General features: G+C 66.5%; 22 protein-coding genes and 1 pseudogene. 9 read left to right on the plus strand and 14 right to left on the minus strand.

The annotated features are described in order from the left end of the window. The 3 genes and pseudogenes from CEX88_RS26125 to CEX88_RS20420 all read left to right on the plus strand — a co-directional run. Window positions 1–293, plus strand: a pseudogene (locus CEX88_RS26125) (IniB N-terminal domain-containing protein); the annotation flags it as partial. A gap of 99 nt (window positions 294–392) precedes the next feature. Then, on the plus strand, window positions 393–2,309 hold the full coding sequence (locus tag CEX88_RS20415; RefSeq protein WP_094294872.1) for a dynamin family protein: 1,917 nt from the start codon (window positions 393–395) through the stop codon (window positions 2,307–2,309). Between the two features lie 79 nt (window positions 2,310–2,388). Continuing rightward, a complete protein-coding gene (locus tag CEX88_RS20420; protein ID WP_094294873.1) occupies window positions 2,389–3,882 on the plus strand; it encodes a dynamin-like GTPase family protein in 1,494 nt (497 codons plus the stop codon). A 5-nt stretch (window positions 3,883–3,887) separates the two neighbouring features. Here the strand turns inward: CEX88_RS20420 and CEX88_RS20425 are convergent, their stop codons facing one another. The 7 genes from CEX88_RS20425 to CEX88_RS20455 all read right to left on the minus strand — a co-directional run bounded on the left by CEX88_RS20425 (window position 3,888) and on the right by CEX88_RS20455 (window position 11,516). Beyond that, a complete protein-coding gene (locus CEX88_RS20425) occupies window positions 3,888–5,126 on the minus strand; it encodes a glycosyltransferase (protein WP_094294874.1) in 1,239 nt (412 codons plus the stop codon). A 2-nt stretch (window positions 5,127–5,128) separates the two neighbouring features. Then, window positions 5,129–8,320: an ATP-binding protein gene (locus CEX88_RS20430; RefSeq protein ID WP_094294875.1), complete on the minus strand. Its 3,192-nt coding sequence runs from the start codon at window positions 8,318–8,320 to the stop codon at window positions 5,129–5,131. Between the two features lie 120 nt (window positions 8,321–8,440). Next, window positions 8,441–8,905 (minus strand): hypothetical protein, encoded by a 465-nt coding sequence (locus CEX88_RS20435; protein WP_094294876.1) that lies wholly within the window; start codon window positions 8,903–8,905, stop codon window positions 8,441–8,443. 19 nt (window positions 8,906–8,924) lie between these two features. Beyond that, entirely contained in the window at window positions 8,925–9,380 is a 456-nt protein-coding gene (locus CEX88_RS20440; RefSeq protein WP_094294924.1) for a hypothetical protein, read from the minus strand. Window positions 9,381–9,419: 39 nt separating this feature from the next. Further along, window positions 9,420–10,352, minus strand: coding sequence for an LLM class F420-dependent oxidoreductase (locus CEX88_RS20445; protein ID WP_094294877.1), 933 nt, complete (start codon window positions 10,350–10,352; stop codon window positions 9,420–9,422). Window positions 10,353–10,392: 40 nt separating this feature from the next. After that, window positions 10,393–11,013: a TIGR03085 family metal-binding protein gene (locus tag CEX88_RS20450; protein WP_064399841.1), complete on the minus strand. Its 621-nt coding sequence runs from the start codon at window positions 11,011–11,013 to the stop codon at window positions 10,393–10,395. A gap of 26 nt (window positions 11,014–11,039) precedes the next feature. Next, on the minus strand, window positions 11,040–11,516 hold the full coding sequence (locus CEX88_RS20455; RefSeq protein WP_066841856.1) for a hemerythrin domain-containing protein: 477 nt from the start codon (window positions 11,514–11,516) through the stop codon (window positions 11,040–11,042). 198 nt (window positions 11,517–11,714) lie between these two features. Here CEX88_RS20455 and dnaK point away from each other — a divergent pair, with 198 nt between their 5' ends. The 4 genes from dnaK (at window position 11,715) to CEX88_RS20475 (ending at window position 15,927) form a co-directional block, all read left to right on the plus strand. Continuing rightward, window positions 11,715–13,574, plus strand: a complete 1,860-nt coding sequence (gene dnaK, locus CEX88_RS20460) for a molecular chaperone DnaK (RefSeq protein WP_094294878.1) — start codon at window positions 11,715–11,717, stop codon at window positions 13,572–13,574. Beyond that, entirely contained in the window at window positions 13,571–14,194 is a 624-nt protein-coding gene (gene grpE, locus CEX88_RS20465) for a nucleotide exchange factor GrpE (RefSeq protein ID WP_094294879.1), read from the plus strand. The genes dnaK and grpE overlap by 4 nt, the downstream gene beginning before the upstream one ends. A gap of 150 nt (window positions 14,195–14,344) precedes the next feature. After that, window positions 14,345–15,523, plus strand: coding sequence for a molecular chaperone DnaJ (dnaJ, locus tag CEX88_RS20470; RefSeq protein ID WP_094294880.1), 1,179 nt, complete (start codon window positions 14,345–14,347; stop codon window positions 15,521–15,523). Continuing rightward, the gene (locus CEX88_RS20475; RefSeq protein ID WP_094294881.1) at window positions 15,523–15,927 is read left to right on the plus strand and encodes a heat shock protein transcriptional repressor HspR; all 405 of its coding nucleotides are present in this window, start codon (window positions 15,523–15,525) and stop codon (window positions 15,925–15,927) included. The genes dnaJ and CEX88_RS20475 overlap by 1 nt, the downstream gene beginning before the upstream one ends. Window positions 15,928–15,935: 8 nt before the next feature. On the opposite strand, the gene CEX88_RS20480 is transcribed toward CEX88_RS20475, so the two are convergent. The 4 genes from CEX88_RS20480 to CEX88_RS20495 form a co-directional block, all read right to left on the minus strand. Then, window positions 15,936–16,838 carry an aldose 1-epimerase gene (locus tag CEX88_RS20480; protein ID WP_238382129.1) on the minus strand — a complete coding sequence of 301 codons (903 nt, stop codon included), beginning with the start codon at window positions 16,836–16,838 and terminating at the stop codon, window positions 15,936–15,938. 97 nt (window positions 16,839–16,935) lie between these two features. Further along, complete coding sequence (locus CEX88_RS20485) at window positions 16,936–17,997, minus strand: NAD(P)-dependent alcohol dehydrogenase (RefSeq protein ID WP_238382130.1); 1,062 nt, start codon at window positions 17,995–17,997, stop codon at window positions 16,936–16,938. A 61-nt stretch (window positions 17,998–18,058) separates the two neighbouring features. Continuing rightward, complete coding sequence (locus CEX88_RS20490; protein WP_202931585.1) at window positions 18,059–19,222, minus strand: FAD-binding oxidoreductase; 1,164 nt, start codon at window positions 19,220–19,222, stop codon at window positions 18,059–18,061. 16 nt (window positions 19,223–19,238) lie between these two features. Beyond that, window positions 19,239–20,249: a hypothetical protein gene (locus CEX88_RS20495; protein WP_094294882.1), complete on the minus strand. Its 1,011-nt coding sequence runs from the start codon at window positions 20,247–20,249 to the stop codon at window positions 19,239–19,241. Between the two features lie 98 nt (window positions 20,250–20,347). Here CEX88_RS20495 and CEX88_RS20500 point away from each other — a divergent pair, with 98 nt between their 5' ends. After that, the gene (locus CEX88_RS20500) at window positions 20,348–20,992 is read left to right on the plus strand and encodes a TetR/AcrR family transcriptional regulator (RefSeq protein ID WP_202931586.1); all 645 of its coding nucleotides are present in this window, start codon (window positions 20,348–20,350) and stop codon (window positions 20,990–20,992) included. Here the strand turns inward: CEX88_RS20500 and CEX88_RS20505 are convergent. From CEX88_RS20505 to CEX88_RS20515, 3 genes are all read right to left on the minus strand, one after another. Beyond that, the gene (locus tag CEX88_RS20505) at window positions 20,987–21,637 is read right to left on the minus strand and encodes a GAP family protein (protein ID WP_238382136.1); all 651 of its coding nucleotides are present in this window, start codon (window positions 21,635–21,637) and stop codon (window positions 20,987–20,989) included. The genes CEX88_RS20500 and CEX88_RS20505 overlap by 6 nt on opposite strands. A 95-nt stretch (window positions 21,638–21,732) precedes the next feature. After that, a complete protein-coding gene (locus CEX88_RS20510; RefSeq protein WP_238382131.1) occupies window positions 21,733–22,695 on the minus strand; it encodes an antibiotic biosynthesis monooxygenase in 963 nt (320 codons plus the stop codon). 2 nt (window positions 22,696–22,697) lie between these two features. Further along, window positions 22,698–23,111 carry an Rv0361 family membrane protein gene (locus tag CEX88_RS20515; RefSeq protein ID WP_094294884.1) on the minus strand — a complete coding sequence of 138 codons (414 nt, stop codon included), beginning with the start codon at window positions 23,109–23,111 and terminating at the stop codon, window positions 22,698–22,700. Window positions 23,112–23,304: 193 nt separating this feature from the next. On the opposite strand from CEX88_RS20515, the gene clpB reads away from it, so the two are divergent. Further along, a complete protein-coding gene (gene clpB / locus CEX88_RS20520; RefSeq protein ID WP_094294885.1) occupies window positions 23,305–25,851 on the plus strand; it encodes an ATP-dependent chaperone ClpB in 2,547 nt (848 codons plus the stop codon). The last annotated feature ends 155 nt before the right edge of the window (window positions 25,852–26,006 follow it).

Raw genomic sequence — 26,006 nt, forward strand, 5'->3', positions numbered from 1 at the left:
GCAACGACGGCGGCAACGCCACCGGTGGGGCCGGCGGCTCGGGTGGCGGGATCGTGATCAACGACAACGACACGACCACCACCAATGTCGATGGCAACCAGACCAATGTCGGCGATATCGACGGCAGTGTGACCGGCGGCATCTCGGGCGGGTCGAGCATCGAGGACAACTCGGTGGACAACTCGGTCGACAACTCGGTCGACAACTCCGGACAAGACAATTCGACTGACAACTCCGGTCAGGTCAACACCGATGTCGATGTGGACACCACTGTCGACACCGGCCTGTTCTGAGCCCAACCACACAACGCCGCTGGCGGGGATCAAACCACGATCCCCGCCAGTCGGCACGTCTACCGTTGACTCACCGGCCCACCCGGACGCGAGGACTTCATGACCCAAGGCAACGACCCACGACCGGCCAGACAAACAAAGGCCGGCGAGCCGGCCAAACAGACTTCGGCCGGCGAGCCGGCCAAACAAACAAGGGTCATCGTCGAGCTGATCGACCACACCAGCAGGATCGCCGACGCCAACGATCGCGCTGATCTGGTCGAGCGGTTGGCCAAGGCCAAGGACCGCATCACCGACCCGCAGATCCGGGTGGTGATCGCCGGACAGCTCAAACAAGGCAAGAGCCAGCTGTTGAACTCGCTGCTGAACGTTCCTGTCTCGCGGGTCGGTGACGACGAGAGCACGGTGCTGCCGACCGTGGTGACCTACGGCGAGACCGCCGCCGCCAAGCTGATCGTGGCGCGCGGCGAGGGCGAGGAACCCGAGGCCGTCGAGATCTCGATGGCCGACATCAAAAACGATCTGCGCCGGGCGCCGCAAGCCCACGGGCGTGAGGTGATCCGGGTCGAGGTGACCGCGGCCAGCCCGCTGCTCAAGAACGGGCTCGCGTTCGTCGACACCCCCGGCGTCGGCGGGCACGGTCAACCACATCTGTCGGCGACGCTGGGCCTGCTGCCCGACGCCGATGCCTTGCTGATGTGCAGTGACACCAGCCAGGAGTTCACCGAACCCGAGATGACGTTCATGCGGCAGGCCTTCGAGATCTGCCCTGTCGCCACGATAGTCGCGACCAAGACCGATCTCTACCCGCACTGGCGCCAGATCGTCGAGGCCAACAAGGCACACCTGCAACGCGCGGGTGTCACCGTCCCGATGATCCCGGCCTCCTCGCTGCTGCGCAGCCACGCGATCGCGCTCAACGACAAGGAACTCAACGAAGAGTCGAACTTCCCGGCCATCGTGAAGTTCCTGAGTGAGCAGGTGCTGGCGCTGCAGAACGGCCGGATCCGCGACCATGTCGTCAACGAGATCTATTCGGCTGCCGAACATTTGACGCTCAAGGTCAAGGCCGAGCTGTCCGCACTCAACGACCCCGACACGCGGGATCGGCTCAAGGAGGACCTCGAACGGCGCAAGCAGGAGGCCCAGGATGCGTTGCAGCAGACAGCATTGTGGCAGCAGGTACTCAACGACGGGATCGCCGATCTGACCGCCGATGTCGACCACGACCTGCGCGGGCGGTTCCGCATCATCGGCCAACACATCGAGAAGGTCATCGACACCTGCGACCCGACGCATCACTGGGCCGAAATCGGAGCCGAACTCGAGAACGCGGTCGCCACGGCCGTGGGCGACAACTTCGTCTGGGCGTACCAACGAGCCGAGGCGCTGGCCGCAGACGTCGCGCGCACGTTCGTCGAGGCGGGCCTCGACGCGGTCAGCATGCCCCAGCTCGACCCCAGCCGGATGGGCGCCAGCCTCGGGGAGATGAAGTCTGTGGGCAAGCTGGAGGCCAGGCCGGTCCGTGCGGGGCGCAAGCTGACCATGGGGATGCAGGGCTCGTACGGCGGCGTTCTGATGTTCGGCATGATGACGTCGTTCGCGGGTCTGGGCATGTTCAACCCGATTTCCCTGGGTGCGGGTCTGCTGATGGGGCGCACCGCGTACCGCGAGAACATGGAGAATCGGATGTTGCGGGTCCGCAACGAAGCCAAGACCAACACCCGCCGCTTCCTTGACGACACGCAGTTCGCGGTCGGCAAGGAATCGCGCGACCGGCTCAAGGCGATCCAGCGGCAGCTGCGCGACCACTACCGCGGCATCGCCAACCAGACCTCTCGATCACTCAACGAGTCGCTGCAGGCGACCATCGCCGCCGCGCAGGTGCAGGAGGCCGAACGCAGCGGCCGGATCAAGGAACTCGAGCGCCAGCTGAACATCCTCAATCAGGTCACCGAGCACGCCACCAAACTGATGCCACCCGAATCCGTGCCTGAACCCGTCGGGACCACGTAGCCGCGGCGGTGCCTAAGCTGGACTCTTGGCCATCGCCGAACGCCGGAGGGCAGCCAGGAGCATTGGTGGGCAGCGCGAGATGAGCACGAGCGACCAGGTACGCGCGATCCTGGGTGGAACCATCCAGGCGTACCACGCCGATCCTGCATATGCTCATCGCCCCGATGTGCACAACGAGCTCGAACGTATCGGCGGTCGGCTCAACCAGCCGATCCGGATCGCGCTGGCCGGCACGCTCAAGGCGGGCAAGTCTACGTTGGTGAATGCGCTTGTGGGCGAGGACATTGCGCCGACCGACGCCACTGAGGCCACCCGGATCGTGACGTGGTTCCGGCACGGTCCCACACCGAAGGTGACCGCGAATCATCGCGGCGGCAGGCGATCCAACGTGCCGATCGGGCGCGATCCCAACGAGGGCGGGCTGACGTTCGACTTCGCCACGCTCGACCCCGAGGACATCGTCGACCTCGATGTGGAGTGGCCGGCGGCCGAGCTGATCGACACCACGATCATCGACACTCCGGGTACGTCGTCGTTGTCCCGCGATGTCTCGGAGCGCACTCTGCGCCTGCTCGTACCCGGGGACGGGGTGCCAAGGGTCGATGCGGTGGTCTTTCTGTTGCGGACGCTGAACGCCGCCGATATCGCGCTGCTCAAGCAGATCGGCGAGCTGGTCGGCGGTTCCGCGGGCGCGTTGGGCGTGATCGGCGTGGCCTCTCGCGCCGACGAGATCGGGGCAGGCCGCATCGATGCGATGCTGTCGGCCAAGGACGTCGCGACGCGGTTCACCGCCGAGATGGAGCGGACCGGGACGTGTCAGGCGGTGGTTCCGGTGTCCGGCCTGCTGGCGTTGACGGCACGCACGCTGCGGCAGAGCGAGTTCGTCGCGCTGGAGAAGTTGGCCGGGGTGGACGCCGCCGAGCTGACCAAGGCGATGCTGTCGGTGGACCGCTTCGTGCGCGACGACAGCCAGTTGCCGGTGGATGCGGCGACGCGGGCGGCACTGCTGGACCGGTTCGGCATGTTCGGGATCCGCATTTCGATCGCGGTGCTGCGCGCCGGTGTCAGCGATTCGGTGGCGCTGGCCGACGAATTGTTGGAGCGCAGCGGACTGGTGGCGTTGCGGGAGGTCATCGATCAGCAGTTCGGGCAGCGGTCGGATCTGCTCAAGGCGCACACGGCGTTGCTGTCGCTACGGCAGTTCGTGCAGGCCAACCCGATCTACGCGACGCCCTACATACTGGCCGATATCGACCCGCTGCTCGCGGACACGCACGCGTTCGAAGAGCTCCGACTACTGAGCCAGTTACGTTCGCGGCCAACGACCTTGAACGACGACGAGATGGCCTCGCTGCGCCGGATGATCGGCGGTTCGGGTACCGACGCGGCCAGCAGGCTCGGACTGCAGCCGGACAACCCGTACGACGGGCCGCGCGCGGCGTTCGCGGCCGCACAGCGCTGGCGCAGGCGCGCGGAACATCCGTTGAACGACCCGTTCACCACCAGGGCGTGCCGGGCGGCGGTCCGCAGCGCAGAGGCGTTGGTGGCCGGTTACGCCGCGCGCGGGCGGTGAGAGCGTCAACGACCGGAGCCGCCGAGTATTCGTTGCTCGAACAGGTCGGCGCCGAACGATGTTCCCCCGGTGGCCGCGAATCCCGCTGCGACCCGCTTGGCACCGGCGGTCATCGCCATGGCTTCGCGAACTTTGAGGCGGAGCCGTGCTGCTGACAACTTCTTCGCGGGCAGTCGCGTGCCGCATCTCGCCACTTCGACGCGCCTTGCAACCTCGAACTGATCGCGTCCGAAGGGCACTGCGCACACCGGTACGCCGTGCTGGAGTGCCTTCTGTGTCACACCCATTCCGCCGTGCGTGATTGCGCACACGGCTCGGTCCAGGACTGCTTTGTGAGGGACCATTCCGCACACCGTCGCGTTCGGCGGAATGCTCATGTTCTTCGGCGGTCCAGTCGGGACGGTAGCCACCACATGCACCGGCTCATCGGCTAACGCCACAAGAGCTGTCGCAACGAGGTCGGTGTCGGCCTGCGCTTCCGACGACGTCGCGACGAGGATTAGCGGCTGGTCGATCGACTCCGTCCAGTCGGCACTGGCGTCCGGGGCAGGGTCGAGTGCGCAGGGCCCGATCATGTGGACCGCTTCACCCCAATCGGTCTGCTCATACTGGAACGGCTTGCCAGAGGCGACAAACATCAGCGGTGCCCGACGCAGGTACTCGTCGGTCGTCGTCACCGGTGGTAGGCCTACATCGGCACGGATGCTGTTGATCGACGGCAGCATCACCTTTTCGATGGATTTAGTGACTACTGCTTCTATCACCGAATCACGCGCCCGGCCGACGATTCCTTGCATCGGTTTGAGGCCTAACCCGAAGGGCGGCACTCCGCGGGACCGCATAGGCGGTGTGTACGGCGAGAAGCACGCCCATGAGATTTCACCGGCCTCGGCTGCCGAGCGCGCCCCCCAGCAATTCACATCGATCAGTAGCGCGTCGGGCTTGACGCCATCGACCGCGGCGGCGAGGTCGGTGACTTCGTGCGCGGCGCGTCGACCGAAGGCCGCGACACTGACCTGTAGGGCTCGGCGAGGATCGGTCGTGTCGCCGTCGCCGAGCGGGATGCTCTCGATGCGGGGGTCGATCGGGGCGGTGTCGAAACCCAGACGTGTAGCCATGTGAACCACGTTGGACAGCGTGCGGAGATGGATGGTGTGGCCGCGGCGCGACAACTCAATGCAGAGTGCGCTGATCGGCATCATGTGCCCCAGCGCGGGGGATGTGTATGCCAAGATTGTGGCCATCTCTACACCGTCTCAGCCCGCGTAGTCGATTCGCCCGCTAACCGCTGTGCTTCTGCCAGTCTGCCTCGCGCGTCTAACGTTTCGCACAACTCGAGGTACCGGCCCGCGAGATCCACGTAGTCAGCCGAGCGGTCTTCGACCTTCGCCAGTAGGGTGCGCGACTTCATCCACCACAAATCGAGAGCAGGCGCACCGGGGCGTTCGTCGTACCACTGAGCGACGATTCGATGTGCCTCGGCGAGGTCATCTGCTGTTCCTCGCTCGACCAGGAGCTCGACTAGAGCTTCTTGCGCGACTACACCGAAAACCGGTGAACACCCTTTGCTCTGCGCCCGGACAACTCGGAGCTCACTGATCGCTTGGTCCAGTTTCCCCTGCCCCGCGGCATCCATGGCGAGATCTCTGCCGATCGTGGTCAATCCGACTACCGCAACCCGGTACTTGTTGATGCCCGCCCGCGCTTTGCGGAGCGCATCTATTGCCTTCCCGCGGTGTTCCTCGCCCGCGCGCAGCAATACCGTGCCGTAGGTCCATTGCGCGATGACGATGCCGCAGGCATCCCCGAACGCCTTCGCGCGACTGAGCGCATCATGTGTGTTATCAACCAAATGGCCTGCTTCGCAGAGGCCGAGCGTCACCATGACCGCCCGATAAACCTGCACCGACGCATAGTTCATGGGAGGCAGCGAGCGCGCTTGCCGATACCCTTCTTCGAGGTGCCGTCGGCCCGTCTCGGACTCACCTAGACACGCCTCGATCACCCCACGAAGTGCTACGGCGGGGGCGACTTCAACGGCCGGCGCGTCTGGTAGGAGGTTGACGATTTCGGTGACTGTTTGCAGAGCAGCATCGAACTCGCAACTTGCGAATTGGGTAAAGGCTATTGCGTTCAATATGATTCCACGCGTCGCGGCATCGAGCTCGACACTGGATGCTAATGCATCCAGGTGTGGCAACATCGCCGCTGCATCAGAGACGCGGAAGTCGTTGACCGTCAGCGAGAACATCCGCCCGGCCGTACCGAGAGCGAGCGACTTCAGGTCGCCCTCCGCCATCGCCAGATCACGAAAGTCTTCATACCGCTCATCGGTATCGGAGGCATCGCCGACGTACAGTAGTGTCGACATCAGCATCGTCCGGGGCGCGACGCGCATTGCTATGACGTCACTGTCGTTGTCGGGCAGTCGATCTGCGATGCGACGCGCGTTCTCCCATCCCATCCGTGCCGCTGCCAGATCCCGCGGCCGGAGCCATTCCGACGCTCGCATATGCCACTGATACGCACTCGAGAACTCGCCCGCCGCTTCGAAATGGGTCGCGATCAGTGCCGCATTTTCGTCGGCGGCACTTGGGTCGCGTGCTTCGATGGCGGCCGCAAGTCGACGATGCGCTCGGCAGCGGGTTGCGCTCAGCTGCGAGTCGTAGGCGACCGCGCGCACCAGCGGATGGTGGAAACAATAGCGTTGCTGCGGAACGAATTCCGTCTGGTCGATCATTTCGGCAGCCACCAGCTCAGCCAAGCCCGGTGTTACCGCATCTGCGCGCAGTACCCGGAGGGTGTCGATGTCGAACCGGCCACCGATCACGGCCGCCGAATTCAGAATCGCCTTGGCGTCGGCGGACAAGCGGTCGATTCGAGCCGCGAGCACGGCCTGAACCGTTGCAGGAACGGATATTTTGCCGGTATCCGCGATCAGGCGATAACTTCCCCGGTTTCCGGTCAGTGCCCCGCGACCGGCGAGGTCACGAACGATTTCCTCTATGAAGAACGGGTAACCGGCCGCTGCGTCGGCGATCCGCTTCGCGACACCCGCAAGCGACGGGTCAGTGCCCAGAAGCTGGCCTAGCAGCTCCAAAGATTTCGACTTCGTCAGCGGCTCCAGTGTCAGCTTGTGCTGAGAATGGCGGTGTAACGCACCATGGAACTCGGGACGGTAGGTTGTCACCAACATCGACGTCGTTTCCGCGAGTCTGCCAGCGAAATCAGCGAGGATAGCGTCGCTGGGCTCGTCGATCCAGTGCGCGTCGTCAAGAACGAACAGAAATCTGCCCGAATGCGCCTGCACCGCAGAGCCCATCACTTCGGCCAGTCTTCGCCGCCGTCCGTCGACACCGATGTGCAGAACAGTTGCTTTGGGGTCCGAGATCCCTACCGCGTCGAAAAGTATTTGTGCGTCCATCGAATCAGGCTCGAGTCCCGCGCACGTCGCCAGAATGTGCTTGCGAGCGTCGGCATCACTCTGTGCCTCGACGTCGAACATGGCGCGCAGCAACCGCGTCACTGCACGGAACGCGAGCTGTGTGGTGTGTGCTTCGCAGCGAGCGACGACCACTCGGGCGCCTTCGTTGGCCACGACCGCGCCGAACTCCCGGATGAGCCGGCTTTTCCCGACGCCGGGGCCGCCGACGATTCCGACCAGCGATCCCCGTCGCGCCGCGAAGAGGTTCTGTAGTCGATCCAGCTCGGCGTGGCGGCCGAGCATCAGTCCTTCGTTGCGGCCCAATACAGTCTGGTCGGTTTCAACGGTGAGGAGCTCTCGTGCGGTCACCGGTTTGTCGCTGCCTTTAACCGCGATCGCATGGGGCGGGCCGAGCCGCACTGCGTCTTCGACGAGCTGGGCCGTCGACAAAGAACACAACACGGTGTCCGGCGCAGCGGCCGCCTCCATTCGTTGAGCCATTCCGACGGGATGACCGATTGCCGTGTAACTGCCTGGGCCCGAACCGACTTCACCAGCGATGACATCACCGGAATTCAGGCCGACACGCAGACGCAGTGCGACGCCGTCCCGATTTCGCACTTCCGTCGCGAGCTCTCGGGCTGCCAACTGGATCTCAAGCGCTGCGATGCAGGCCCGCAGTGCGTGATCTTCGAGAGCCCTTGGAGCGCCGAACAATGCCATCAAGCCGTCGCCGGTGAACTTGTCTACGGTTCCCTGGTAGCGCTGCACCACCGCCCCAGCGCGGTTGAACAGCTCATGCATGATCTCTTGCAGGCGCTCGGCATCGAGCCGCGCCGCGAGTTGCATCGAGGCGACAACGTCGGCAAACAGCACCGTTACTTGCTTGCGTTCACCGACGGGCTGCTGCGGGGTAACCCGGGCTCCGCAGGCGTCGCAGAAGCGCGCTCCGGCGCGGAGGTCATGGCCACACGACCCACACCGATCGGCGATCTCACTGGACGGACTGGCCATCCCCCGATATCTCCTACGCCGTCAATTTCCGAAGTGATCATCGCAAATCTCTCGGCGAAGCGGCGGATAAACGAGAAGTCGGCGCAGCGGCAGCTTGCCCGGCCCTTTGCGCGGCACCGACTATGGAGCCGGCGTCTCCGTCACCGTCTCGGTCACCGTTTCCGTCTCGGTTTCGGTGGTGATGATCGTCGTCGTCGGCGGCGCAGTGGTCGTCGTCGTGGTGGTCGTTGTGGTGGTCGGCTCCGTGGTGGTGGGCGCCACCGGTGGCGCGGTGATGGTCTCGGTCACGGTCTGGGGAGACACCGTCGTGGTGGCGGGTGCGGTGGTCCGCGCCGTCGTCGTCAGCGGCGTCAGCGACGTGGGTTCGGTCGTGGAGTCATTACCGCTGATCAGACTGGCCAGCCCCCACACGATCAGGGCGACGAACAGGGCACCGATCGCGCCGAACGCGACCAGCGCAGCGGGCTTGCGGTACCAGGGCACCGGCTCCTCGGGCGGCACGCCGGGGCCGCCGTCGCCGTAATTGATGTACGCCGTCGGTTCGTTGTCCGGATGGTTCGGGTCGGGAGGTCCGTATCGCGCCACGGCCACCGATAGTAGGCGCTCAGGGGTACGGATAGAGCGTGCGCGTCACATTCGTCCGGGGTCGGCGCGTCGTGCGGGTCGTGGTCCGGTCCTCGTCAGCCTCGCTGGTGGGCGGCCGCTCGCTGGTTGTCGTCGTCTCACTGCTCGAGGTCGTCTCACTGCCGGAAGTCGTCGTTTCCGAGGGCGGCGGGTCGTTGATCTCCGTCGTCTCGGGAGGGCTGGTGCTGGTGACCGTTCCGGTGGTCGCGGTGGTGGCCGTCTGGGTCTCGGTCGTGGTGAACGTCGGCTCCACGTAGTTCAGCGGCGCCTGGGGCGGCTCGCTGGACCGGCCGGCAACGAAGGAGACCGCCAACACCAGGAGCCCGATCGCGACCAGGCCGAGCAGGCTTGCGCCGACGACTTCCGGCGTGCGGTTGTACCAGGGCTGCGGCGGGTCCCCACCGCGGTCGTGGTCGTTGCTGTTGCCGCCGGGCACGGCCACTGATCGTAGGGCCGCGGGCCCGTGTGCGCCCGCTCAGCGAAACTGCGGAAGCACCTCGCGGGCGACGAACTCCAGGTGGGCGAGGTCTGACATATCGAGAACCTGCAGGTATATGCGTTGCACGCCGGCCTGGAGGAAAGGTCCCAGCTTGTCGGCGATCTCGGTGGCCGTGCCGACCGTCGGGGAGTTGCTCCGCAACTCGTCGACCTCGCGGCCGATCGCGGCCGCCCTGCGGGCGATCTCGCCGTCGTCGCGGCCGGCGCACAGCACGAACGCCGCGGAGTACGTCATCGAATCGGCGGGACGCCCAGCATCGGACACGGCCGCGGCGACGCGCTCGAACTGGGTCTTGACCGCGTCCAGTCCTACGAACGGGACATTGAACTCGGTGGCGTATTTCGCCGCTAGCGCCGGCGTTCGCTTGGCGCCCTGGCCGCCGATGATCACCGGCGGGTGCGGTGACTGCACGGGCTTGGGCAGGCCGGGAGAGTCGACGACGGTGTAATGCCGGCCGGAGTAGTCGAACGTCTCACCCTGCGGCGTCGTCCACAGACCGGTGATGATCTGCAGCTGTTCGGTGAGCCGGTCGAATCGTTCGCCAAGCGACGGGAACGGGATCGCGTACGCCTGGTGTTCGGCCTCGAACCAGCCCGCGCCGAGGCCGAATTCGACTCGGCCCCCGCTCATCTCGTCGACCTGGGCGACCGATATCGCAAGTGGGCCCGGATATCGGAATGTCGCGGAGGTCACCATCGTTCCCAGCCGGATCGTGGAGGTCTCGCGCGCGATACCTGCCAGCGTGACCCAGGAGTCGGTCGGGCCCGGCAGGCCCTCACCGCTCATGGCCAGGTGATGATCGGATCGGAAGAACGCGGAGAAGCCCAGATCTTCGGCGGCTCGCGCGACGGCGAGCTGGTCGGCGTACGACGCGCCCTGCTGCGGTTCGACGAAAACCCGGAAATCCACCGATGCGCTCACGGACGCCAGCTTAGATACGACCAACAGATCACAGGCCGCGACGGTTTCCGCGCACCGCCTCGACGGTCGCCGGGTCGCCGTCGAAGTCCAGGCGCACTTCGTCGCGACCGGAGATGAACAGCAGCAGTTCCTGCGCTTCGCCGACGATGGTCAGTGGTTGACCCTTTCCGACCGTGGCCAGCACCTTGCCCTGCGGTGTCTTCAGCGTCATCCGCGCGGGCGCCTTCGCCAGCGTCATCTTCGCCATCAGCGGCAGCGAACGCGTCAGGGCGTTGACCGTGCTGTCGTCCAGAGGTCTTGGCTCCCAACCGGATTGCGCGCGCCGGACGTCTTCGTGATGGATGTACATCTCGCCCATGTTGGCCACCGGGTCGAGCAGTTTGAACGGCGAGTACAGCGGCGGGCCGGAGGCGACCTTGTCGAGCAGTTCCTCCCAGTCGGTCTGCGCGGTCCGCCGTTGCACTTTGTCGGTGTATCCGGCCAGTGCCGGGAGCATGATCCCCGGGGTGGCGTCGAGCCTGCGCTCGCGTACCACCAGGTGCGCGGCGAGGTCCCGGGTGGTCCAGTCCCCACACAGGGTGGGGGCGTCGGGTCCGACCTCGCGCATGGTCTCGACGAGGGCGGCGCGTTCCCGTTGTGCGGCGGTCATTCCTCCACCTTAGGGACGGGCGACCGTCACACGCCCCACTTGACCATCTCCCGGCCGGGATGGGCCTCGTGCCACGCCGCGATCGCGGCATCCCAGTCGTCGCCGTCCAATTCGGTGATCGACGCCGGGAAGATCCCGTCTTCTTCCTTGCGGGTGTGCTCCCAGAGGTCCTCGACGGCGTCGCGGATGGCCTGCTGATCGGTCTCGCGGGCCAGGTCCACGGAGGCGAGGAGGTCGGCGAGTTCACGATGCTCGCGAATGAGGGGCGCGATGTGCTCGGCGAACAACTCCACGCGCAGGAGGGGCTTGAACAGGCCGTTCTCCTCGCCGCGCCAGTGGGTGCTCAGCTCCTCGGCCAGCTGCGCCAGAAGCTGTCGCGCTGTGTCGAGGTCGCCGCGGTCGATGCCCCGGACGGCCTCGCCGCCCAGGTTGAGCACGTGGGCGTGCTCGGAGATGTAGTCGCGGATGAGCGGCATGTCGCGGCAGCCGCAGTACTGACACATCGACATCGACGCTACGCCCAGGGAACAAACTCGCGAGGCGGTCCGTTGACCGATTCGACAGTTGAGTGAACTAGGCTCAAGTCTGGTTGACAGGTTAGGGTTGGTCGGCGCAGGCTTGAGTGCGGTGCACTCAGCCCGATTGAGTGCAGTGTGCACCCACTCGGGACATCTAGCAGGACTATTTCAGGAGGAACAAACATGGCTCGTGCGGTCGGAATCGACCTCGGGACCACCAACTCCGTCGTCGCGGTACTGGAGGGTGGCGATCCCGTTGTCGTCGCGAACTCCGAGGGCTCCCGCACCACGCCGTCCGTCGTCGCGTTCGCGCGTAACGGAGAGGTGCTGGTCGGCCAGCCCGCCAAGAACCAGGCGGTGACCAACGTCGACCGGACCATCCGTTCGGTCAAGCGGCACATGGGCACCGACTGGTCCGTGGAGATCGACGACAAGAAGTACACGGCGCAGGAGATCAGCGCCCGAACGCTGCAGAAGCTGAAGCGCGACGCGGAGAGCTACCTCGGTGAGGACATCACCGACGCCGTCATCACCGTGCCCGCCTACTTCAACGACGCTCAGCGTCAGGCCACCAAGGAGGCCGGGCAGATCGCCGGCATGAACGTGCTGCGGATCGTGAACGAGCCCACTGCGGCAGCGCTGGCCTACGGCCTGGACAAGGGTCAGAGTGAGCAGACCATCCTGGTGTTCGACCTCGGTGGCGGCACGTTCGACGTCTCGCTGCTCGAGATCGGCGAAGGCGTCGTCGAGGTGCGCGCCACCAGTGGCGACAACCACCTGGGCGGCGACGACTGGGACGACCGGATCGTGGAGTGGCTGGTCGACAAGTTCAAGGGCACCTCCGGCATCGACCTGACCAAGGACAAGATGGCGATGCAGCGGCTGCGTGAGGCCGCCGAGAAGGCCAAGATCGAGCTGAGCTCGAGCCAGAGCACCTCGATCAACCTGCCCTACATCACCGTCGACGCGGACAAGAACCCGCTGTTCCTCGACGAACAGCTGACCCGCGCCGAATTCCAGCGCATCACCCAGGATCTGCTCGACCGCACCCGCCAGCCGTTCCAGCAGGTGGTCAAGGACGCCGGTATCTCGGTGTCCGACATCGACCACGTGGTGCTGGTCGGCGGCTCGACCCGCATGCCCGCGGTGTCGGATCTGGTCAAGGAGATGACCGGCGGCAAGGAGCCCAACAAGGGCGTCAACCCGGACGAGGTCGTCGCGGTGGGCGCCGCCCTGCAGGCCGGCGTGCTCAAGGGTGAGGTGAAAGACGTTCTGCTGCTTGATGTCACGCCGCTATCCCTCGGTATCGAGACCAAGGGTGGCGTGATGACCAAGCTGATCGAGCGCAACACCACGATCCCGACCAAGCGGTCGGAGACCTTCACCACCGCCGACGACAACCAGCCGTCGGTGCAGATTCAGGTCTATCAGGGTGAGCGTGAGATCGCGGCGCACAACAAGCTGCTCGGCAGCTTCGAGCTGACCGGAATCCCGCCGGCTCCGCGCGGTGTGCCCCAGATCGAGGTCACCTTCGACATCGACGCCAACGGCATCGTGCACGTGACCGCGACGGACAAGGGCACCGGCAAGGAGAACACGATCCGCATCCAGGAAGGCTCCGGCCTGTCCAAGGAGGAGATCGATCGGATGGTCAAGGACGCCGAGGCGCACGCCGAGGAGGACCGCAAGCGTCGCGAGGAGGCCGACGTCCGCAACCAGGCCGAGTCGCTGGTCTACCAGACCGAGAAGTTCGTCTCCGAGCAGCGTGGTGCTGAAGGTGGTTCGAAGGTCCCCGAGGACACGCTGACCAAGGTGGACGCGGCGATCGCCGATGCCAAGAAGGCGCTGGAAGGCACCGACATCGGCGAGATCAAGTCCGCCATGGAGAAGCTCGGCGTCGAGTCGCAGGCCCTCGGCCAGGCCATCTACGAGGCCACCCAGGCCGAGCAGGCGGCGAGCGGCGGTGCGGACGCCGGTCCGGCGGACGACAACGTCGTGGACGCCGAGGTCGTCGACGATGAATCTGACAAGGAGAACAAGTGACAGGAAACGATCCGCACGAGCCGGTGACCGTCACCGACAAACGGCGCATCGATCCCGTCACCGGTGAAGTGAGAGAAGCAGATCCGGATCCGGCGCCGGACTCGGCGCCGGAGCAGCCCACTGCGACGGGGGCAGGGGAGGAGGCCGACAAGGCCTCCGAACTGCTCGCCGATCTGCAGCGGGTCCAAGCCGATTTCACGAACTACCGCAAGCGGGCGTTGCGCGATCAGCAGGTGGCCGCGGACCGGGCGAAGGCTTCGGTCATCTCGGAGCTGTTGCCGATCCTCGATGACCTCGACCGCGCGCGAAGTCACGGCGACCTGGAGAGCGGTCCGTTCAAGGCGATGGCCGACAAGTTGGTCAACACCCTTGAGGGGCTGGGTCTTTCGGGATTCGGTGACGAGGGCGACGACTTCGACCCCGAACTTCACGAGGCCGTCCAGCACGAGGGTGAGGGCACTCACCCCGTCCTCGGCACCGTGATGCGACGCGGGTACAAGGTGGGCGAGCAAGTCGTGCGCCACGCCCTGGTCGGGGTGGTGGACACGGTCCCCGGGGACGCCGGCCACGACGGCGACACCGCCTCGGGTGACGGTGCGCCGGAAGCCGAAGCCGAATGACGAGGAGGTGGCGCGGAATCGCCGAGAGCGGCGAATCCCGCGCCACCTTCGACTCATCGGCGACGATGAATCCGACGAGATTCGTCGGCAACCAGCAAAATCTAAGTGAGACTGCGATAGACCTACAGAAGCGGAAGGAGGTGACGCGGTATGGCCCAGCGTGAATGGGTCGAGAAGGACTTCTACAAGGAGCTCGGCGTCTCCTCTGACGCCAGCGATCAGGACATCAAGCGGGCGGCCCGAAAGTTGCTCGCGGAGAACCATCCCGACCGCAACCCGGGCAACTCGGCCGCCGAGGAGCGGTACAAGGCCGTCTCGGAGGCCAAGGAGGTGCTCACCGATCCGGCCAAGCGCAAGGAGTACGACGAGACCCGGCGGCTGTTCGCCAACGGCGGGTTCGGCCGCGGCCGCTTCGGCGGCGGTGGGGGCTACGGCGGGTTCGGCGGCGGCGACGGTGTCGAGTTCAACCTGAACGACCTGTTCGACGCGGCCGGCCAGACCGGCGGCGCGAACATCGGCGACCTGTTCGGCGGGCTTTTCGGCCGCGGCGCACAGCAGCCGCGACCCAGCAGGCCGCGTCGAGGCAACGACCTCGAGACCGAGGCGGAGCTGTCGTTCCTGGAAGCCACCAAGGGTGTGGCGATGCCGTTGCGGCTCACCAGTCCCGCGCCCTGCACGAACTGTCATGGCAGCGGCGCCCGTCCCGGTACGAGTCCGAAGGTCTGCCCGAACTGCAACGGGTCCGGGGTGATCAACCGCAACCAGGGTGCGTTCGGATTCTCCGAGCCGTGCACCGAGTGTCGCGGCAGCGGGTCGATCATCGAGCACCCCTGTCAGGACTGTAAGGGCACCGGCGTGACCACCCGCACCCGCACGATCAACGTGCGGATTCCGCCGGGTGTGGAGGACGGTCAACGGATTCGGCTGGCCGGCCAGGGCGAAGCGGGTCTGCGCGGCGCACCGTCGGGTGACCTGTATGTCACCGTTCACGTCAGGCCCGACAAGGTGTTCGGCCGTGACGGCGACGATCTGACCGTCACCGTACCCGTCAGCTTCCACGAATTGGCTCTGGGCACAACGCTTTCGGTGCCGACATTGGAAGGCAAGGTCGGCGTGCGTGTGCCCAAGGGCACCTCCGACGGGCGTATCTTGCGCGTGCGCGGCCGTGGTGTGCCGAAACGCTCTGGCGGACACGGCGATCTGCTGGTGACAGTGAAGGTGGCGGTGCCGCCGAACCTGGAGGGCGAGGCGGCCGAGGCGTTGGAGGCCTATGCGAAGGCGGAGCGGGCCAGCGGCTTCAATCCGCGGGCCGGATGGGCAGGTGCGTAATGGCTACGAAGCGGTCCAATGACGAGGCCCGTACGTTCCTGATCTCCGTGGCCGCCGAGCTGGCCGGCATGCATGCCCAGACGCTGCGCACGTATGACCGGCTCGGGCTGGTGCGTCCGCAACGTACCTCCGGTGGCGGCAGGCGCTACTCGCAGCACGACGTCGAGTTGCTCCGCGAGGTGCAACGGCTGAGCCAGGACGAGGGTGTCAACCTCGCGGGCATCAAGCGCATCATCGAGCTGACCAACCAGGTCGAGGCGCTGCAGGCACGGGTCCGGGAGCTGACCGAGGAAGTCGAGGCGCTGCGTGGGTCGCCGCGCCGCGATCTCGCCGTGATGCCCAAGAGCACCGCGGTCGTGGTCTGGCAGCCCGGAGCCGGCCGGCGGCGACGCCAGGCGGAGTAGAGCCTCCGTCAACGAATCCTGATCGAGAACCGAGCGGTCTCCGGCTTGCCGGGGGCCGCTTTTCGGTATCCGCCTCTGCGTAGTGCGTCCGTCGGGGCCGCCATCGGTTCGATGCCGATCAGGTCATCGTTGGGCGGCGCGAAGAGTTGCGCTGCGGGATAACCGGTTTCGAACGTCACGTCGATGCGGCGCGCACCTCCGGCGAGGGTGAACACCGCCCCTTCGGGCACCTGGTCGAAACCGTCGTCGTAGGCGGTGACCATCAGGGTCTGCTCACCACCCAACCACTCTTCGTCAGCACCGGTGGGTATGCCCTTGTCGTCCACCGGCAGGTGGCGCATCGCCGGGGTGCTCAGCGTCCACTCCTCGCGCGGCACACCGGGAATCTTCACGTAGGGGTGATAGCCGAAGCACAGCGGTACGGACACCGACGAGGTGGGCGTCACGGTGGTCTCGATGGTGAGCTTGCGATCGTCGAGCGTCACGTGCTGGGTGAGCACGTGGGGGAAGGGAAACGCCGCGAGCAGTTGCGGGTCGGCGCCGTAGTCGAGCACAGCGGTCAGGCCGTTGTCGGTACGGTCGCTGACCTCCCATCCGGGATAGGCGGCGAGCACGCCGTGGATCGGGGCGCCGTGCTCATCGGTCCGGACGCCGCCTGCCCCCGGCGTCAGGGTGACGACGGACCCGTCGACCTCGTAGGTGTTGGCGCTCAACCGGTTCGCCCACGGGTACAGGATCGGGATTCCCATCGTCTTGCCGTTGTTCACATAGGCGGTCAGACCGCGGCGTTGACCGAGGAACTCGTCACCCGACTCGGCCAACGACGTGCCCACCATGCCTGCGGCGGGGACGAACGTCGCGGTCAGGTCCGAGGACGGATCGCTGAGAGTGACGGCATCGAGGTCAACCACAAGACGATCGTCCCACGAGCGCCTGACCGGGTTGTGAATCTGGCGACGCTGGAAGCGTCGAAACCGTCGTCAGATGCACAATCCAGACATTCTCTGCTCAGTCGTAGACGATCACCGCGCGGCCGACGAAATCGCCGCGGCCCAGCGCGTCGATGTGGTCGTTGACGTCTTCGAAGCGGACCTGCGTCACGCTGTCCTTGATCTTGCCGGCCTCGGCGAGCGCGACGACCTCGGTGAGATCGGTGTAGTTACCCCAGAACGAGCCGAAGAACGTGTACTCCCTGCCGACGATAGGAAACAACGGGATGTCGACGCGGTTGCCCACCAGGCCCACCGATGCGACCGCACCCTCGGTGGCCAACAGCGCGAAGGCCAACCGGATGCTGTCCTCGGCGCCGACACACTCGATGACCGCGTCGAACTCGCGCCTGCCGGTGGCCTGCTCGAGCGCGTCACGCACCTGGTCGTCGGTCCTACCCCTGGTGTTGATCGTGTGGTCGGCGCCGTTTTCGGTTGCCAGCGCCAGCTTTTCGTCGCTGCGGGCGAAGGCGACCACCGTCGCACCCGCACCGAGCAGCTTGGCGTACTGGACGGCGTAGGCGCCGAGGCCGCCGACACCCATCACCGCCAGCGTCGTTCCCGGCCCGAGCACGCCCGCCGCGCGCAGCTTCTTCAGGCCGCGGTATGGGGTCAGACCCGCATCGGTCAGTGGCGCCAGCGAGACCGGCGACAGCTCGGCTCCGACGGGTATCACCTGTTGGTACGCCACCGGAACGTATTCCGCGTACCCGCCGTGCGGACCGAAGCCGACCCAGTGGCCCTGGTTGCAGATCTGTTCGTTGCCGCGGTGGCACTGGCGGCATGACCCGTCGCCGAGGGGGCCGAAGACCACCGCGCGGGTTCCCTCCGACAGGCCCGCGGAAGCCGGCACGTCGGCGCCGATCCGGTCGACGGTGCCCGCGACCTCGTGACCGGGCGTCACCGGAAGCGGCATCGGCAAGCTGAAGTAGCCGTCGATGAGCTGAAAGTCGGTGCGGCACATGCCTGCCCCACCGACCTTGATCAGCACCTGGTTCGGCTCGATGTCGGGTATGGGGATCTCCTCTAACCGCAGTGGCTGCTTGTACCCGTGCATGCGTGCGGCTCGCATCGTCGCCATCTGGACTCCCGACCGTTGATCTTGACCGGAGTGTACGGCTGCGGGGGCCGCCGCGCGAGTTTCAGGAGGCCAGGGGATCGTGCTGAATCCGTTCGGCGGGTGCTCCTTTGGCGATCAGGGCGGCCTTGGTGGCCGTCACCATGGCCGGGCTGCCACAGATCAGGATCTGCCGGTCGCCCCAGTTGCCGTAGCGGGTGACCACGTCGGCCAGCATGCCGGTCTGTCGCACGTGCAGGCCCCGGGGCGGTTGCACATCGGGATAGTCGGCGGCCCACGGCGGGTCGGTGTTGAACTCCGAGACGGGAGTGACCGAGAGCCACGGATTCTGTGAGGCGATCTCCCACAGCGTGCGAAGGTCGTAGAGGTCGCAGGGATACCGTCCGCCGAAGAACAGGTGCACCCGCGGATTGACGCCGTAACGGGTGAGATCCATGATCAGTGCCCGCAGCGGCGCCAGACCCGTGCTGCCTGCCACCATCAACACGTCGCCGCCGTCGCGGTCCACGTGCAGCCCACCGTGCGGATTGGACAGCCGCCACCGGTCGCCGGGTGTCGTCTCGGCGACGATCGCGGTGCTCACCATGCCTCCGGGCACCGAGCGGATATGGAACTCGATGCCGCCGCTGGGTTCGGTCGGGATCGACGGGCTCAGGTACCGCCACCGGCGCGGCCACTGCGGAACCTGAACCGTCACGTACTGGCCAGCGTGGTAGAACAGCGGCTGGTCCAGTTGCAGCCGCACGACGGAGACGTCGCGGGTGACGCGCATGTGCTCGATAACCGTGCCGTCGCAGTACGGCGGGCCCTCCTCGGCTTCGGCGGCGCCGCGCATCACCCCGATCATCAACGCGACCGCGTCGTGCGTGGCCTCGGCCACCTGGTCGTTCCAGCCGGCCGCGAGGTGATTGCGGAAGCTCGCGTACAGCGCGGTCTGCATGCTGTCGTAATGCCGTTGTGTGACACCGTATTTGCGGTGGTCACGCCCCAGCTGAGCGAGGAAAGTCACCGGCTCCTGTGCCCGTTGGGCGACGAGCTCGCCGAGAACCCACGTCACCGCGTGCCCGAACCGCTGCCGTTGTTCGTCCATGTCCGGCGGGAACAGGTCGCGCACCGACATGTCGATCGCGAACCAGTGCGTGTAAAAGCTTCGGATCAGCTCGGAGCCGAGCGCGGGATCGACCGCGTCGCGCAGCATGCGCAGCGCGTCACGGTCGTCGAGTCCCACGCGGCCCGAGTGTATGTCAGGTTCGCGGCGCCCTTCGCTGGCGAAGCGCCGCCAGCACGATCAACGCCACGCCGAAGACGGTCCAGCAGGCCAACACGATGACCGGCAGCGTGGCGCCCGCGCCGTCGAAGAACGCCGCCGACCGCAGCAGGGTGGCGTTGGCGCCCTGCGGCAGGAACTGCCCAAACTGCCCCCAGCCGCTCGGCAGCAGTTCCGGGGCGCTGTTCAGGCCGGACAGCGGATTGCCCACCAGAAGCGCCAACACCGCGCCCAGCGCCAGGCCGACGCGACCGAACAGCGATCCCAACCCCAGCAGCGTCAACCCCATGGCCAGGATGCCCAGCGTCAGCGCACCGGTGACTCCCCAGAAGTTCGCGTCGATCGACCCCAGGACCCAGCGCAACAGCGAGGCGATGGTCAGGCCGGCGACGCCGGCGAACACCACGGCGGCGGTGAACCGGGTCCACACTTCACGCTTGAGCGCGAGAATCAGCGCGATCGCGGGCAGGAGTCCGGCGAGGGTGATGGGCAGCGCCGATGCGGCCAGCCCGACGCCGCGTGGGTCGTCGGTTGTCGGTGGCGCTAGATCCTCGACGCGCAACTGCGCACCGGTCTTCTGCGCGATGCCGTTGCCGATCTGGGTCAGCATCTGGGCGATCACCGGACTGCCGCCGGTCGCGATCATCAGCGTGGGACCGTCGGGCCCGAGTGCGATGCCGCCGTAGACGTCGCGGGCGCGGATCGCTTCGCGCAGCGCACCCGCGCTCGGGTAATAGGTGAACGAGAACGCGCCAGGCGCCTGCTGCTCCATGGTGGCGGCGACTTGTCCGCTTGCCGCCTGCGGCCCTGCCGCGCCGATCGGCACGTGGTGCGGAGCGGTTCGGGCTGCGGGCAGCGCGAAGGCCAACGCGACGATCGCGATGACGACGGTGAGCGCCACGACCACGCCTGTGGCCCGTACTGCGGCAGGCGGTTCGTGGACCGGCGATGCGTGGTGGCTGGACCGCGCGGGGGTTTCGGTAGTCATGGCCGTGCCTTTTCATTCGTCGTTGAATTAATGCGCATCGGCAGCGTAACTCTGCGGGCGACGGATTTCAACAGTCATTGAAATGCTAATCTCGGGCCATGGCGTCACCTGCGAAAACGACCCGCCGCGGTCGCCGTCAGGGCGAACCGGTGTCGCGCGAGGCGGTGCTCGCCGCGGCGCGCAAGCGGTTCGGCGCCCAGGGATACGAGAAGACGACCCTGCGTGACATCGCCCGCGATGCCCACGTCGACCCGTCGATGGTGCTCTATCTATTCGGGTCCAAGGCCAACCTGTTTCGGGCGTCGCTCAACGTGGTCGTCGACCCCGGGGCGCTGGTCTCTGCACTTTCCGGTGGCCCCGATGACGACCCCGACATCGGCACCCGCATGGTGCGCGCGTACCTGAGGATCTGGCAGTCACCCGAATCGGGCCCCACGATGGTCGCGATGTTGCAGTCGGCCACCTCGAACTCCGACGCCCACGAGGCGTTCCGCGGATTCATGCGGGACTACGTGCTGAGTGCGGTGTCCGATGAGCTCGGGGGAGGAGAGCAGGCCCGGCTGCGCGCACTGCTGGCCGCGAGCCAACTCGTGGGCACGGCGATACTGCGCTTCGTCATGAAGATCCCACCGTTGGCCACGCTGCCCGACGACGACCTGGTACGGCTTCTGGCGCCGACGGTCACGCGGTACCTGACCGCCGACGCCGCCGAGCTCGGTTTGCCTGCGTTCGGCGAGTCATAGCCCGTGAATGCCCTTGTACAGCACCATGAGACCGATCACGACGAGAATGCCCGCCATCAGGACGGCGTGCTGGTTGTCCATCCAATCCTTGAGCCGGACTAGCGGCCGGTCGAGGCGGTCACCGGAGACCGCGTAGGCCAGGATCGGCAGCGCCACCGTCGATCCGGCCGCGATCACGAACCAGGCGACGGCCAGCCAGTCGTCGCGTGCGCCGCCGCCGGCGGTGCCGATCGCCAAACCTGCTGCGGCACAGATGAACAAGACCTTCGGGTTGACCACGGTCAAGGCCATCGCCGCACCGCCCGCCCGCAGCGGGGTCAGCGTGCTCAGGCTCTGCATCCATTTGGGTTTGTGGGCTGACTTCTTCCGCTTCAGCCATCGCTGGATGCCGAACACGATGAGTGCCGCACCGACCACGATCCGGAGATAAGACGCCCATCCCGGCGGTTGGCCCTCGCGCCCACCCATCAAGCTGGACACCTGGAGGAAAACGCTCGTCAGCGCCGCCAACCCGATGATCCAGCCCGCCAAAAAGGCCAGCCCGGTCAGCCGCGGCCGCGGGGTGTGCAGCACGAGCACCGCCGGAATGATCGACAGCGGCGAGAGTGCCACCACCAACGCCAAGGGAATCAGTTCGGTCAGCAACGATCCCTTGTCCACGAGGCCGAACATATCGGAATGCCCGCTGCCGGTGCGGTTTTACAGCGACATGCGCGCGTCGCGCCGCGCCGGGATCGGTGTCAGTGCAGGCGGTAGAAGACCACCGTCGCGAAGTGGAACGTCAGCGCCCAGAACAACATGACGATCGCCACTGTCGCGAGGCCGCGCGCGTTGGTCCGTGCCAGGGACGCGTCCGGCGGCGGACGCAGCCAGTGCTTCAGAAGCGGGTTCACGTAGTAGGGCATGACGACGAAGCTGATGATCAAGCTGGACAACAGGTTTCCGATGAGCAGGTTCAACCACAACGGCAGGCGCAGTGGGGACAGGGCGATGGTGAGCAACATGACCGTCGGATACAGCCCGACCCACACCGCGATCGACGTCTTGAGATCCGAGGGTGGTGGGGCCGGTCTGCCGTGCTCGTCGAAGGCGAACCAACTGCCGAACGAATTGTCGACGGTTCGCAGTTCGAAGTCCGAGAACCTCTCGCCCTCGGCAAGGAGGTCGCGCCGCTGTTTCGAGGCCAGCCAGCGGTCGAGGTCCGCTGCGGTGTCGTAGCGGTAGATCGCGGTCCACTCGTCCTGCACCCCCGGAACGGGGCGGAACAGCTCGCTACCGCGAAAGCCGGGAAACGTGTTCTCGGCCAGGCGAAGTCGCTCCTGCCATGCGAGGAAATCGTCGACATCGTCGGCGCTGACCCGATGGCTGACGACCGCGGTCACCAGCGCATCGTCCGCCTTGGCGCGACCGCCGACGACCTGCTGGGTGGCCGGACCGTCGAAGTACTGCCGGCCTGCGCTCAGGCCGTCCTGTCGGGTGGCGCTGTTGAGCCACGCCTGCAGGTGGGCGACCGAATCGAACCGGTAGATCACCACCCATTCGGGTTGAACGGCGGTGGGTGGGTTGACCTCGGCGCCGAGGAAGCCGGGGTACCGGGAGGCCTCGCGGTTGAGGTCGCGCTGCCACTTCTCGAACTCTCGCTCCTTACCGGTGCGGACCCGCTGGCCGATGATGACCGTGGCGGCGGTGTCGTCGTCTGGCACGGTCAGATCGATCGCGCCGGGTGGTACCGGCAGGCCTTCCACTCGCCGCCCTCGCGCCGGAAGTCGATGTCGAAGGTCTTGGCGCTGGGCTGGTTCGCGGCTGCGAACCGGACCGTGGCGACGGCCGACGCCGCGGGTTCGCCCGCGACCGTCACCGAGCTGACTGAGATCCGGGTGGGACCGTCGGCCTTGCGGCTGGCGTACCACCCGTCTTCGAACCCCGCGGCCCCGCGCATCGGTGCGCAGACGTGTGCGGCGAACGAGTCGAAATCCGCGCGGTTGTACGAGCCGTTCATTCCGGCGAGGACCGCGCGGACCTGATCTTCGTCGCCGGCCGCGGACGCGGGGCCGGCCAGCGCCGATGAGACGACTGCGCTCAGCGCGAAGCCCGCGAGCACGGCGGTGGGTCGACGCATGGGACAAGCCTCGCTGATACAGCTGTGAAAACTGTGACAGTTGTGCGGCGTGTTGTTACTGAAGCTGGCCGTGGCCGCGTCGGATGCGCGGAAAATTGACTAGACTTGAGCGGAACAGACTCAAGATTGACGGCGTTGAACTATCCGACAAGCATTTTCGCCAAGCTCACGTACCCACAGAAAGGGAGGTGTCGTGGACTCGTTCAACCCGACGACCAAGACTCAGGCGGCGCTGACCGCGGCATTGCAGGCGGCCACGTCCGCGGGCAACCCGCAGATCACGCCTGCCCACCTATTGATGGCTCTGCTGACCCAGAACGACGGCATTGCCGCACCCCTTCTCGAGGCCGTCGGCGTCGAACCCGCGACGATCCGCGCGGAAGCGCAGCGACTCCTCGACCGGCTACCCAGCGCCAGCGGCGCGGCGTCACAGCCGCAGCTCGCTCCGCAGGCGCTGGCCGCGATCACCGCCGCCCAGAACCTGGCGACCGAGATGGACGACGAGTACGTCTCGACCGAACACCTGGTCGTCGGGCTGGCCACCGGTGACTCGGATACCGCGAAGCTGCTCAGCGGCCACGGCGCCTCCCCGCAGGCGCTGCGCGAGGCGTTCGTCAAGGTGCGCGGCAGCGCCCGCGTCACCAGCCCGGACCCCGAGGGCAGCTACCAGGCCTTGGAGAAGTACTCCGCCGATCTGACCGCAAGGGCCCGCGAGGGCAAGTTGGACCCGGTCATCGGCCGCGACACCGAGATTCGTCGCGTCGTGCAGGTGCTGTCCCGTCGCACCAAGAACAACCCGGTGCTGATCGGCGAGCCTGGCGTCGGCAAGACCGCGATCGTCGAGGGCCTGGCCCAGCGCATCGTGGCGGGCGACGTACCGGAAAGCCTGCGCGATAAGACCGTCGTCAGCCTGGACCTGGGCTCGATGGTCGCCGGCTCGAAGTACCGCGGTGAGTTCGAGGAGCGGCTGAAGGCCGTGCTCGACGAGATCAAGAACTCGGCGGGTCAGATCATCACCTTCATCGACGAGCTGCACACGATCGTCGGCGCCGGTGCCACCGGCGAGGGTTCGATGGACGCAGGCAACATGATCAAGCCGATGCTGGCCCGCGGTGAGCTGCGCCTGGTCGGCGCGACCACGCTCGACGAGTACCGCAAGTACATCGAGAAGGACGCCGCGCTGGAGCGCCGCTTCCAGCAGGTCTATGTCGGTGAGCCGTCCGTCGAGGACACCGTCGGCATCCTGCGCGGGCTCAAGGACCGCTACGAGGTGCACCACGGTGTGCGCATCACCGACTCCGCGTTGGTGGCGGCGGCGACGCTGTCCGACCGCTACATCACCTCACGGTTCCTGCCGGACAAGGCGATCGACCTGGTCGACGAGGCCGCGTCCCGGCTGCGCATGGAGATCGACTCGCGGCCGGTCGAGGTCGACGAGGTCGAGCGGCTGGTGCGCCGCCTCGAGATCGAGGAGATGGCGCTGTCCAAGGAAGAGGACGCCGCCTCCAAGGAGCGGCTGGAGAAGCTGCGCGGCGAACTGGCCGATAAGAAGGAGGAGCTGGCCCAACTAACCAGCAGGTGGCAGAACGAGAAGAACGCCATCGACATTGTCCGCGAGCTCAAGGAGCAGCTCGAGTCGCTGCGAGGTGAGGCCGACCGCGCTGAACGCGACGGCAACCTGGAGCGGGCCGCCGAACTGCGGTACGGCCGCATCCCCGAGGTGGAGAAGAAGCTCGACGCGGCGCTCCCGCACGCCGAGGCGCGCGAAGACGTCATGCTCAAGGAGGAGGTCGGACCCGACGACATCGCCGACGTGGTGTCGGCCTGGACCGGTATCCCCGCGGGCCGGATGCTCGAGGGCGAGACGGCCAAGCTGCTGCGCATGGAGGACGAGCTGGGCAAGCGCGTCGTCGGGCAGAAGAAGGCCGTGCAGGCGGTGTCGGATGCCGTGCGGCGCAGCCGCGCCGGTGTCGCCGACCCGAACCGGCCGACGGGTTCGTTCATGTTCCTGGGCCCGACCGGTGTCGGTAAGACCGAGCTGGCCAAGGCGCTGGCGGAGTTCCTGTTCGACGACGAGCGGGCGATGGTCCGCATCGACATGAGCGAGTACGCCGAGAAGCACTCGGTGGCCCGCCTGGTCGGCGCGCCTCCCGGCTACGTCGGCTACGACCAGGGCGGTCAGCTGACCGAGGCCGTGCGGCGTCGCCCGTACACGGTGATCCTGTTCGACGAGATCGAGAAGGCCCACCCGGACGTCTTCGACGTGCTGTTGCAGGTGCTCGACGAGGGCAGGCTGACCGACGGCCAGGGCCGCACGGTCGACTTCCGCAACACGATCCTGATCCTGACGTCGAACCTGGGTGCCGGCGGTACCGAGGAGCAGGTGATGGCCGCCGTGCGCGGGGCGTTCAAGCCGGAGTTCATCAACCGGCTCGACGACGTGATCATCTTCGACGGGCTGAACCCCGAGGAGCTGGTGCACATCGTCGACATCCAGCTCGAGCAGCTGGCCAAGCGGTTGGAGCAGCGCAGGCTCACCCTCGAGGTGTCCCTACCCGCCAAGAAGTGGCTGGCCCAGCGGGGCTTCGACCCGCTCTACGGCGCCCGCCCGCTGCGCAGGCTGATCCAGCAGGCCATCGGCGACCAGCTGGCCAAGCTGCTGCTGGCAGGCGATGTGCACGACGGCGACATCGTGCCGGTCAACCTCAGCGCCGACGGCGACTCGCTGGTGCTGGGCTGACGTCCGTCGTTCCGCCGCGAAATTGCATTCCGGCAGCGAAATGTCGAGTAGACACCTGCTGGAATGCAATTTCGCGCGGCGGATATTGGCAGATGCCGGGTTGTGACCAGGATGAGTTCGGGATTCGGCGCTACCTGCACGTAGGCTAGAGCGCA

This window comes from Mycobacterium neumannii, from assembly GCF_002245615.1.
Taxonomy (GTDB): Bacteria; Actinomycetota; Actinomycetes; order Mycobacteriales; family Mycobacteriaceae; genus Mycobacterium; species Mycobacterium neumannii_A.